This is a genomic window from Mycobacterium sp. (assembly GCF_049673265.1).
Lineage (GTDB): Bacteria > Actinomycetota > Actinomycetes > Mycobacteriales > Mycobacteriaceae > Mycobacterium.
This window is the reverse complement of record NZ_JBATXN010000428.1, coordinates 1-11103: the sequence shown is the minus strand read 5'-3', so window position 1 is coordinate 11103 and position 11103 is coordinate 1. Positions and strand designations below refer to the sequence as shown.

At 65.2% G+C, this 11103-nt stretch carries 8 protein-coding genes; 3 read left to right on the top strand and 5 right to left on the bottom strand.

The features are described from left to right. A partial coding sequence (locus tag WBF82_RS14990; RefSeq protein ID WP_424383785.1) for a 2-oxoglutarate dehydrogenase E1 subunit family protein occupies positions 1-318 on the bottom strand: 318 nt, incomplete at its 3' end. A 186-nt stretch (positions 319-504) separates the two neighbouring features. Beyond that, complete coding sequence (locus tag WBF82_RS14985) at positions 505-1260, bottom strand: hypothetical protein (RefSeq protein WP_424383784.1); 756 nt, start codon at positions 1258-1260, stop codon at positions 505-507. Between the two features lie 335 nt (positions 1261-1595). Between WBF82_RS14985 and WBF82_RS14980 the strand changes: the two genes are divergently transcribed. Then, complete coding sequence (locus tag WBF82_RS14980; RefSeq protein ID WP_424383783.1) at positions 1596-3644, top strand: MFS transporter; 2049 nt, start codon at positions 1596-1598, stop codon at positions 3642-3644. On the opposite strand, the gene WBF82_RS14975 is transcribed toward WBF82_RS14980, so the two are convergent. Then, entirely contained in the window at positions 3641-7090 is a 3450-nt protein-coding gene (locus tag WBF82_RS14975; protein WP_424383782.1) for a TM0106 family RecB-like putative nuclease, read from the bottom strand. The two genes, WBF82_RS14980 and WBF82_RS14975, sit on opposite strands and share 4 nt — an antisense overlap. Positions 7091-7126: 36 nt before the next feature. Beyond that, positions 7127-7714: an LppP/LprE family lipoprotein gene (locus tag WBF82_RS14970; RefSeq protein WP_424383781.1), complete on the bottom strand. Its 588-nt coding sequence runs from the start codon at positions 7712-7714 to the stop codon at positions 7127-7129. Between the two features lie 81 nt (positions 7715-7795). Between WBF82_RS14970 and WBF82_RS14965 the strand changes: the two genes are divergently transcribed. After that, positions 7796-9505, top strand: coding sequence for a DEAD/DEAH box helicase (locus WBF82_RS14965; protein ID WP_424383780.1), 1710 nt, complete (start codon positions 7796-7798; stop codon positions 9503-9505). After that, positions 9502-10731: an acyltransferase family protein gene (locus tag WBF82_RS14960; RefSeq protein WP_424383779.1), complete on the top strand. Its 1230-nt coding sequence runs from the start codon at positions 9502-9504 to the stop codon at positions 10729-10731. Before WBF82_RS14965 ends, WBF82_RS14960 begins: the two co-directional genes overlap by 4 nt. Here WBF82_RS14960 and WBF82_RS14955 read toward each other — a convergent pair. Then, on the bottom strand, positions 10622-11103 hold a 482-nt coding region (locus WBF82_RS14955), incomplete at its 5' end, for a TetR/AcrR family transcriptional regulator (protein WP_424383778.1). The two genes, WBF82_RS14960 and WBF82_RS14955, sit on opposite strands and share 110 nt — an antisense overlap.

Sequence of the window (11103 nt, the reverse complement as noted above, 5' to 3'; positions counted from 1 at the left end):
ATCACCTTCCCCAGGTGCCGGGCCGGCCGGGCGCGCAGCTGCCGGGGTCGCTGGGGGGCTGGTCACGCCGTTGCCGACGGCGGCGGCGCTGGTCGACGCAGGCGTGGGGGCGGGTGGAGCGGGCGCGGCCTGCGCAGCCGGAGCCGCAGGCGGCTGGGCGTCAGCGGTGTTCGAACCGTCGCCGATTGGTTCGGGGTTGTAGTCGACAAGAAACTCATGCCAGCTCGGATCGACCGAGGAGGGGTCTTCGCGGAACTTGCGGTACATCTCCTCGACCAGCCATTCGTTCTGACCGAATGGTGAACTCGTACTGCTCACGGCAGCTGCTCGCCTCGATTCCTCTGTCCGACAAGCGTGCTAGCGACGCTTGCCACTTCCTACAACCGGTGTCGGCGCATGTCACCCGCGGCGTCCGAGGTGTTTCCGCCCCATAAAGGCTAACCCTTTGCCGACAATCCGCCACGGTCACGGGATGCCCGGCAACGGCACCGGCCGGGCTGGTGGCTAACCGGCGTCGTGAACAGTGGGCAGCAGATGCAAGGTGACCGGCCACCGCACCGGGGGCGTCCCGAACGCATTGCGGGTGTTGCGCACGATCTTCTTACCCACTAATCGGTTGCCGATCGCGCCGATCAGGGCGCCGATACCGATCGGCAGCATCTTGCCGAACAGCAGCGCACCGCGCCGCAGCGTGTATTTCCTGACCGCGTACTTCAGCAACCGGGAATTCAACTGCGACAACGCGGGCATCGGCAGTGATGCCACGCCCTCGGAGAGCCAGGCGCCATTAGTGCGGCGCGAGCCGAGCAATTCGCCGAGGGCGTGCTTGCTGTCGTCGCCAACCAGCACGGCGAGCACCAGGGCACGGCGGCGTTCTCGATTTTCGGCGGGAACGCCGTACACGGTCGCAGTCGCCAACGCGAAAAATGCAGTGGCCTCGAGGAACACCGCCGTCTCCCCGGCCGCAGCGGACAGCACCGCCAATGTGCCGAAGCCCGGCAGCACCGCTGCCGAACCCACGGCTGCACCGCTGGCAGTGACGGCGGTCACGTAACGCTTCTCCAGCTTCGAGATGATGGCGGCGGGGGTGGCCCCGGGGTTTACCCGGCGAAGCCGTTCCACATATGCGGTGGCCGCCGGGCCCTGGATCCGTGCGCTGCGCTCGATAATGCTGGCCAATGCGCGCGCGGATGCCTTTGGCTTGCTGTCGGTAGCGGCGGGCAGCTGGTCGTCCGCTGAATGCGTCCGTCGGGCGCTCATTAGGTGCCTCCGAGTCCTACGTGGAAGTCCTACCGGAATGTCTTCAGGCTAGCTGCAGACGCACGAAACGTGCGGCGAGCATCCCCGTCCATGAGTTCCTGCAGGTTGTCGTCGCACTTGCCGTGGTCGTTACCCTGGATAAGGATGCAGCGGCGAATGCGGTCGACGACCGCGTCGGGGCACAGCAGGCCCGGGCGGTCAGGATCATGGCGCTTCGCGACGCCGGTGTCCGTGGATTACTTGCTAGCAATGGTGCAGGCCGAGCTCTCGCGGCTAGGTGAGTTTGCCAGTTCGCTACAGACCGGCGAGGTGCGGAGCCAAGAGAGGTAGGGACAATGACTGCGGCGACTGCTCGGAGGCGAGCGGGTGGGGACACCCGACGCGCCGGTGGCGCCACGGCGACCAAGCGCCGCAGAGCCGCAAGTCCGTGGGACGCGCTCTGGGCGATGATGGTCGGCTTCTTCATGATCCTGCTCGACTCCACGATCGTCGCGGTCGCCAACCCCAGCATCATGACCAAGCTCGGCACCAGCTACGACACGGTGATCTGGGTGACCAGCGCCTACCTGCTCGGTTACGCTGTTCCGTTGCTGGTGGCCGGCCGGCTCGGTGACCGGTTCGGCCCGAAAAACCTCTACCTGGCCGGTCTGGCAGTGTTTACCGCCGCCTCATTGTGGTGCGGTCTGTCGGGAACCATCGGGATGCTGATCGCCGCAAGGGTGGTACAAGGCATCGGCGCCGGGGTGCTGACCCCCCAGACGCTGTCAGTAATCACCCGCATCTTTCCGCCGGAACGGCGCGGGATGGCGATGAGCGTGTGGGGCGCCACCGCCGGCGTGGCCACTTTGGTTGGGCCGCTGGCCGGCGGTGTGCTGGTCGACGCGCTGGGCTGGGCGTGGATCTTCTTCGTCAACGTCCCGATCGGGATCATCGGTCTGGGGCTCGCGGTTTGGCTGATGCCGGTTTTGCCGACCCATCGACCCCGTTTCGACCTGGTTGGGGTGGGATTGTCCGGGCTGGCGATGTTCCTGATCGTGTTCGCCTTGCAGCAGGGTCAGTCCGACGGCTGGGCGCCGTGGATTTGGGCGGTGTTCGTCGCCGGTATCGGGTTCATGACCGCGTTCGTCTATTGGCAGTCGGTCAGCCCCGACGAGCCGCTGATTCCACTTGACATCTTCCGCGACCGTGACTTCAGCCTTGCCAACCTCGGCGGGGCGGTGATCGGGTTCGCGGCCACGGCCATGGTGTTGCCGCTGATGTTCTACGCGCAGACGGTCTGCGGATTATCGCCCACCCGTTCGGCTTTGCTGACCGCGCCGATGGCGATTACCAGTGGGTTGCTCGCGCCGATCGTCGGCAAGTTGGTCGATCGTGCTCACCCTCGCTCGGTGGTCGGTTTCGGCTTTTCGGTTTTGGCGATCGGGCTGACCTGGCTCTCGATCGCGATGACACCGTCCGCACCGATCTGGCAGCTGGTTCTGCCGTTCATTGTCTTGGGTTTTGGAATGGCGTTCATCTGGGCGCCGCTGGCCGCCACCGCCACGCGCAACTTGCCGTCGCGGCTGGCCGGGGCCGGTTCTGGTGTGTACAACGCGACCCGCCAGGTCGGTGCAGTGTTGGGCAGCGCCGGCATGGCCTCCTTCATGACGTCGAGGATCACCTCCGAGATGCCGCCGATGCCCGACGGTGAGGCATTCGGCCCGCACGGTGGCACGGGTGTCGCCTTGCAGCTGCCGGGATTCCTGCGCGAGCCGTTCTCTGCGGCGATGTCCCAGTCGATGCTGCTCCCGGCGTTCATCGCGCTTTTCGGCATCGCGGCGGCACTGTTCATGATCGGCTTCACCGGCTCGGCGCCTGGCGACGACCGGCCGACACGCGCCGGGGCGGGCGGTGCCGACCACCAGGATGGCTCCGAGTCCAGCACGCGACGGATTCGGTTGAAGCCCAACGTTTCTTACGATTTTCCCGACGACCATGATGGCGGCTTCCAGGATGGCTTCGACGATGACGACGACTATGTGGAATACACGTTGCCGCCCGCTCGCATTGCCTCGCGCGAACCGGTGCGCGACATTGAGCCAACGCGAGCACATGTCGATGACATCACTGAACCGTTGCCCGTTCAGATCGAGCACCCACAACCGGCACCCGCTGAGGCCTGGCATAGCGCACCTGTCGAATCTTGGCGCAGCCTTCTCGACGACGACTCGCTACCGGTGCCGGAAGTCGAGCCAATCGGATTCGCCCACAACGGTTTCCACGTCGACGATGAGCAGCACTTCCGCCCGGTCGAGGGTGTATCGCCGCGGGCGCGCAACAGGCACTACCGCCCCGACCCGGACGACACCGCCGACTACGGACGGCATTCATTCCGGGATCGTTAGCCGGCGGGCGCTGCGACGCCAGCTGGTGTACCGGAGGCCGTCAGGGCCAAGAATGCACCCAGCTCCACCAAACCCGCTGGCGCCGCGGGCAGGTAGTCGGTCAATGCCTCGGCGCGCACGATCACTGCCGCATACTGTGCGCGGCTGATCGCCACATTCAATCGGTTTCGGTTGAGCAGGAACGGGATTCCTCGTGGAATGTCATCGACGGACGAGGCGGTCATCGAAATGAACACCACCGGTGCTTGGGCGCCCTGAAACTTATCGACGGTCCCCACTCGGACGTCGTTGAGCCCAGCGGCCGCCAGCCGCTGCCGCAGTAGCACCACCTGCGCGTTGTAAGGCGCCAACGTCAGCACATCCGCGGCCGTCAAGGGCCGGCTGCCGTGCTCATCGGTCCAGGTCGAGCCGAGCAGCGCGTTGATCCGTGCCACGATCGCGTCGGCTTCTTCCAGACTCTCGGTCGAGTTGCCCTCGTGGCGGACTTCAACGATGTGGACCCCGGGGGGACATCCATCGAGGCGGCGCGCCGCGGTGATATCAACGTAGGACTGCAATCGGCCTTCGTAAGCCAGTGCCGATACCGGTGCGCACACCGCCGGATGCATCCGGTGGGTGCGGTCCAGGAAGTAGCCCCGCTCGGCGGGCAACGTGCGATGATCTTCGACCAGCCAGCCCAGCGCAGATCCATCGACCGGCTCAGGATGCGTGCCTTGGCTGACCTGAGGCAACTGCTGCGGGTCGCCCAGCAACAGCAGGTTCGCGGCGGCGGACGCCACGGCAATCGTGTTGGCCAAACAGAATTGGCCGGCCTCGTCGATCACCAGCAGGTCCAGGCTGCCCGGCGGGACGCGGGTGGGGTTGGCGAAGTCCCAAGCGGTGCCGCCGATCACGCACCCCCTTGTTGGCCCTGTGCCGGTGATGAAACCGGCGTATTCCTGCTCGGTGATCTGTTGCCAGCGGACATCGTCGCGGTCGTAGCGTTTCTTTGCGACCCGCAGCGGATCGACGCCGGCCTCGATCGCACAGTCGAGCAGGTTCTCCACCACGGCATGCGATTGCGCGACAACACCGATGCGCCAGCCGTGCTCGCCGACCAGCCTCGCGATGACCTGCGCGCCGGTATAGGTTTTGCCGGTTCCGGGCGGCCCGTGCACCGCCACGTACGACGAGTCCAAGTCGAGCAGCGCGGCCGTGATGTCGTCGATGGCTTCGCCGGTCCTCGGTAGCGCCGCGCCGTCACGGGTCCGAGGCGGGCGGCGAAGGAGAATATCGAGCAGCGCGGTGCGGGGGAGTTGCGGCAGTCCGGCGGCCACGGCGGCCGCCGCCGATTGAATCGATTCCCGAAGTGCCGTCGTCGGAATGGGCGGACCCGGAGTAAGCGCGAACGGGAGTTGATGAAAGGTATTGCCGTCTTGAGGTACTCGTTCGACGACGACGACCTCGGTCGGAACTGTCCAGTCGTCAGCCTCGATCACCGTGGCCCGGCCCGCCGCCCGTCGATCGGGGTTATCGGTCATGCCGGGCGGGGCGGGCGGCTCGTAAAGTGCAAACACTTCGGAGTTGAGTGCGCCGCGGGCCAATTCGCCGGTCAGTTGTACCCGTCGCTGCAACTTGCGGGCACGCGGAGGCCGGTCCCAATCGACGGCGATGTCCGCGTCGCTGACCATGAAGACGTCGGTGTCATCGGCCCATTCATCGGCCGGATAGTTCAGCCGGTCGAAATGCGCCCACCAGAACGGTTTGTCCTCGCGGCGGTGATAGCCGCGCGCCGCGGCCACCAGGGCAACGGCCGTCTGCTCAGAAGTGCGCGTGCCGCCCTCCGCGACTTCGGTGAACTCGTCGAGAACGCCCGCCAGCGCGTCAGGTTGCTCGATGCTGCCGCCATCCGAAACAGGCTGCGCCCCAATGGGCGTGATGCCTGATTCGAAGGCCCGCATCAGTAGCCAGTCGCGTAGGGCGCGGGTGGATCGGCAGTCGTAGAGGTTGTAGTCCTCGATCTCCTTCAACACGGTGGCGGCCTCGTCGAGCTGGCCGTTGTCGCGCAGCTGGCAGAATCGGGCGTACTGGGTGATCGAGTCTGCGGCCGTGGTCACCTCACCGGAACGCAGCTGCGACCCCATGTACAGCGGCTCCAGGGCCTTGAGGCCGACGGATTCGCTACCGACCCGGATGCTTTTGCGCACGATCGGATACAGGTCGACCAGCGTCCCGCTGCGTAGTAGCTCGTCGACTTCGTCTTCGCCGACTCCGTAGCGTCCGGCAAGGCGCAGCAGCGCTGTCTTCTCATAGGACGCGTAATGGTAGATATGCATGTTCGGAAAGCGTTTGCGCCGCTTGGCCACCAGCGCGAGAAAGTCGGTCAATGCCTTGCGCTCATCGCGGCGGTTATGGGCCCACAGCGGATGGAAAGCCCCCGATCGTCCGCCTTCCAAGACGCCGAACAGATATTCCAGCCCCCAGTCGGTGCCGTCGGCCGTCCAGAGCGGGTCACCCTCGAAGTCGAAGAACAAATCTCCGTCATCGGGATTGGGCAGCAACGCCAACGGCTGCGGGTCGGCCACCTCAAATTGCGGTGTGCTGGTCTCACGCTGGCGCACTTGCAGTTTGGCCTGCGAAACCAGCTTGGCCAGGGTCCGGGCCGATAGCTCGGCAACCGGTCCGATGTGGTCGGCCAGTTCGGCGAGCGTGGTGATTCCCGCGTCGATCAGCTTGGCGCGCTGAGTTATCCGCATCCCCGCCACCAGCAGCAGATCGTCGCTTGCCCGAACTTGCTCGTCGCAAGCCGGGCATCGGAAACACGCGTGTACTCGCTCGTCATCCCAACGCACCGGTGTGCCGCCGGCATAGTGCTCATCGAGCAGCCGCTGCAATCTCGCACGCCGCTCCAGATAGACCGGGATTAGCTCGTCGATGCGGTAGCGCACTGCCTTGCCGTCGCCGAGCACCAACTCGGCCTCCGGAGACACCGGGACGCCGGAACGGATCAGGGCATCCGCGTAGGCCGCGATCTGAAGCAGTGCAGTGACCTTCGCCGAGCGGGCCAGCTTGGTGTCGGAGACTTGGTACTGCTCGCCATCACGCACCAGGAAATCGGCGAACCCGACGAAACGGCCGTCGAACATAGTGGCCTGGTACACCACCGCGGCGTTGTTCGCGATGGCCCGCTGCGTGGCCGCGGCGGCGGCGGTTAAGCCGGCAACGGTATAAGCGGGACGGCCGATCACGACCACCGCGCCGGAGGATTCTTCGCGCAGCTGATCGAGCCGGCGTTGCTCATGCTGGTCACCGAGAGCAGCGGTACGCGCTAGTAATTCGTCCTCGACGACGATCCCCGGAGCCCAGCCAAGCCTCGCATCGAAATCGCGCAGCAGGGCGTACTCACAGCGAGCGGCGGCCGCGAGATCCGACGCGCTGTAGATGATGCTGTCGTCTGCCAGGAACACAGCAGCAACTGTAGGCCGAAGTACCGACAGGCTGGGCTAGCCTACGCCGTTGGCGATCAGCTCCACCCCGTTGCCGTTCCAGCGAAACTTCACCACGCTGGGCAAGCCGATACCGCCGGAGTACACCAACGCCACTGTGTCGCCGGTGCACTGCGACGCGTCGATCCCGTTGAATCCGTAGGTGTCGGGCACTCCTTGGGGCGGTATCAACTTGCCGAGGTGAAACATCACCGCCCTGGTGTTGGGGCTCTGCGCGTTGGTGTTGGCCCTGACGATCACTGCTGACAGCTGGGCGCATTCGTTGTAGTTGCCGGCCAACGGTTCGGGGTTCCACGGCTGCTGACTGCGAGGATCGCGGGGCAGCTCCGATACCGCTCGTGCGATTCCGGGCGCGCTGAGGCTGACGGCGCACGGGTCGGCTGCCGCGGAGCTGGTGCTGGTTGGGGCCCCGCTCGCGGCCGGCGGGCCTGGTTTGCCAGGCGCGGCGGTGGGGCGGGCCGTCGTCGCCTGCGGCGTCTTGGCGACGGTCGAGTCGCCCGATCCGCAGCCGCTGACGGTCGCGGCGATCAGTGCGGCGGCGGCCAGCCCAGTCAACCGCAGGACACCGCGGTGTCGTGTCCACACAAGGTCGCACCGTACCTCGGCCGGTGCGGCCGACGTGGCAGGCGTGGCCGGGTGTGTTTGACCACTAAACTCTTTCTTCAAATGACCTCCCCAGATAACGCCCCGACGACCTTTGCCGACCTGCAAATCCACCCCTCGGTCTTGCAGGCCGTTGCCGACGTCGGTTACGAGTCGCCGTCTGCGATACAGGCGGCCACGATTCCGGCAATGATGGCGGGGTCGGAAGTGGTGGGGCTGGCTCAGACCGGGACCGGTAAGACGGCCGCATTCGCGATGCCGATCCTGTCCAAGATCGATACCGGCAGCAAGGCGACGCAAGCGCTGGTGCTGGCCCCCACCCGCGAGCTGGCGTTGCAGGTGGCCGAGGCGTTCAGCCGCTACGGCTCCCATTTACCGCAGATCAACGTGCTACCGATCTACGGCGGGTCGTCCTACGCGGTGCAATTGTCCGGGCTACGGCGTGGCGCACAGGTGGTGGTCGGCACCCCCGGCCGAGTCATCGACCACCTCGAACGCGGAACGTTGGATCTTTCCCGGGTGGACTACCTGGTGCTCGACGAGGCCGACGAGATGCTCAACATGGGCTTCGCCGAGGACGTCGAACGGATCCTGTCCGAAACGCCGGAGTACAAACAAGTCGCTCTGTTTTCCGCGACCATGCCGCCGGCGATTCGCAAACTGACCACCAAGTATCTGCACGATCCGACCGAAGTCAGCGTCAAGGCGAAAACTGCTACTGCAGAGAATATTTCGCAGCGCTACATCCAGGTCGCCGGCCCGCGCAAGATGGATGCGCTCACTCGAGTGTTGGAGGTCGAGCCGTTCGAGGCGATGATCGTGTTCGTCCGCACCAAGCAAGCCACCGAAGAGGTGGCCGAAAAGCTTCGCGCCCGGGGGTTTTCGGCAGCAGCCATCAACGGCGACATCCCGCAGGCTCAGCGCGAGCGGACCATTGCTGCGCTGAAGGAAGGCGGCTCAAAAGGACTGGACATCCTGGTCGCCACCGATGTTGCTGCCCGGGGGTTGGACGTCGAGCGGATATCGCATGTGCTCAACTACGACATCCCAAACGACACCGAGTCTTACGTGCACCGGATCGGGCGCACCGGCAGGGCCGGGCGGTCGGGCGCCGCGCTGCTGTTCGTCTCGCCGCGAGAGCGCCACCTGCTCAAGGCGATAGAGAAAGCAACGCGGCAAAAGCTCACCGAAGCCGAGCTGCCCAGCGTCGAAGACGTCAACGCGCAGCGGGTGGCGAAATTCGCCGATTCCATCACCGACAGCCTCGGCTCAGCGGGCATCGAGTTGTTCCGCAGGATGGTCGAGGACTACGAGCGCGAGCACGACGTCCCGATGGCCGATATCGCGGCGGCGCTGGCGTTGCAATCGCGTGACGGTGAAGCCTTCCTGATGGCACCCGAGCCGCCGCCCGAGCGCCGTCCCAAGCATCGCGAGGACCGGCCCGCCAAATCCGCGCGCAAAGCGGGTGAGGGCCCCCAGAAGGGGTTCGCCACGTACCGCATTGCGGTGGGGAAGCGCCACAAGATCGGCCCGGGCGCGATTGTGGGCGCCATCGCCAACGAAGGCGGCCTGCACCGCAGCGATTTCGGCCACATCACCATCAAGCCCGATTTTTCACTGGTCGAGCTGCCCGCCAAACTTCCTCGCGAGACGCTCAAAGCTCTTGAGCGGACCCGTATTTCCGGTGTGCTGATCAACTTGCAGCCCGAGCGCGGTCGAGACAACGCCAAGCGTCCTGATCGCGGCGCAAAGCGGCGGGATCACAGCGGATGACCCGGGCCGACGCCACGGCTGCTCAGGGCGGACTCGAACAGGTCTCTGGGCCGGACCGGGTCGCGTCGCTGACCGGTGTCCGTGCGGTCGCGGCGCTTCTCGTGGTAGGGACCCACGCGGCGTACACCACCGGCAAATACCCGCGCGGCTACTTCGGGCTGGTCTGCTCCCGGATGGAGATCGGTGTGCCGATCTTCTTTGTGCTGTCTGGCTTCCTCCTGTTCCGGCCATGGGTGAAATCGACCGCGACGGGCGGCCCAGAGCCGTCGGTCCGCCGCTACGCCTGGCACCGGGTCCGGCGCATCATGCCGGCCTACATCGTCACCGTGCTGATCGCTTACGTCATCTATCACTTCCGAACGGCCGGGCCAAATTTCGGCCACACCTGGATCGGTTTGTTGCGCAATCTGACGTTGACCCAGATCTATACCAGCAACTACTTGAAGGGATATTTGCATCAGGGCCTTACCCAGATGTGGAGCTTGGCGGTGGAAGCCGCGTTCTACGTGGTGCTACCGCTGCTGTCGTACCTGCTACTGGTGGTCCTGTGCCGACGGCAATGGCGACCGAGGCTGATGCTTGTCGGCCTCGGCGCGCTCGCGTTGATTTCTCCGGCGTGGCTGATATTGGTGCATCTGACGACCTCGGTGCCGAACGGAATGCGGCTGTGGCTGCCCACTTACCTGATCTGGTTCCTCGCCGGCATGGGCCTGACTGTGCTGCAAGCGATGGGGGTGCGCTGTTACGCATTCATCGCGCTACCGCTTGCCGTCATTTGCTATTTCATCGCTTCTACGCCGATCGCGGGGGATCCGACGACATCACCACTGGGCCTGTCGCAAGCGCTGTACAAAGCGGTGTTCTATGCGGCGATTGCCGCGCTGGCGGTGGCGCCGCTCGCGTTGGGAAACCAGGGCTGGTACTGCCGGTTCCTCGCGACGCGGCCGATGGTGTGGTTGGGCGAGATCTCCTACGAGATCTTCTTGATCCATTTGGTGACAATGGAATTGGCGATGGTCTACGTCATGCGGGATCACGTTTACACCGGTTCGATGGTTGGGCTGTTTGTATCGACGCTGGTTTTGACCGTCCCGTTGGCGTGGCTGCTGCATCGCTTTACGCGGGTGCCCCCTTCTGGGTCGGTACCACAATCGGGACGACGAACTCCTGAATCATCGCCTGCTCTTCGGCTACGTCGCGGCCCGGGAAGATCAGCAGCGACGTGATCACCCGGACCAGCCAGCGGCCCCGACTTTCGATGGCCGCCGGGTCGGCGGCGCCGAGCGAGTTGATAAACGCCGCGGCAAGCGCCGTGATGACGTCGGAATGCTCGGCCACTTCAGCACCGATCGGCGGCTGCGTGGTGGCAAACCACGACGACAGCGCGGGGCTTTCCCGAACCAGGCGAAGGGTTGTCGCGATGCCTGCACTTAGTCGTTCGCGTGGGTCGGTGATGTCACTGATCTGTTCTTTGATCGCATCGAAGAGCCGGTAGGTCTCGCGGTTCACGTAAGCGCTGCGCAATGCTTCGCGGTTTTCGAAGTAGCGATACAGCGTCGCGCGGGAACAGCCTGCGGCCTTAGCGATCTCGTTCATCC

Coding starts and splice junctions, on each gene's coding strand:
- WBF82_RS14985 (WP_424383784.1), bottom strand. CDS start 1,260: ATGAGCGCCCGACGGACGCATTCAGCGGACGACCAGCTGCCCGCCGCT.
- WBF82_RS14980 (WP_424383783.1), top strand. CDS start 1,596: ATGACTGCGGCGACTGCTCGGAGGCGAGCGGGTGGGGACACCCGACGC.
- WBF82_RS14965 (WP_424383780.1), top strand. CDS start 7,796: ATGACCTCCCCAGATAACGCCCCGACGACCTTTGCCGACCTGCAAATC.
- WBF82_RS14960 (WP_424383779.1), top strand. CDS start 9,502: ATGACCCGGGCCGACGCCACGGCTGCTCAGGGCGGACTCGAACAGGTC.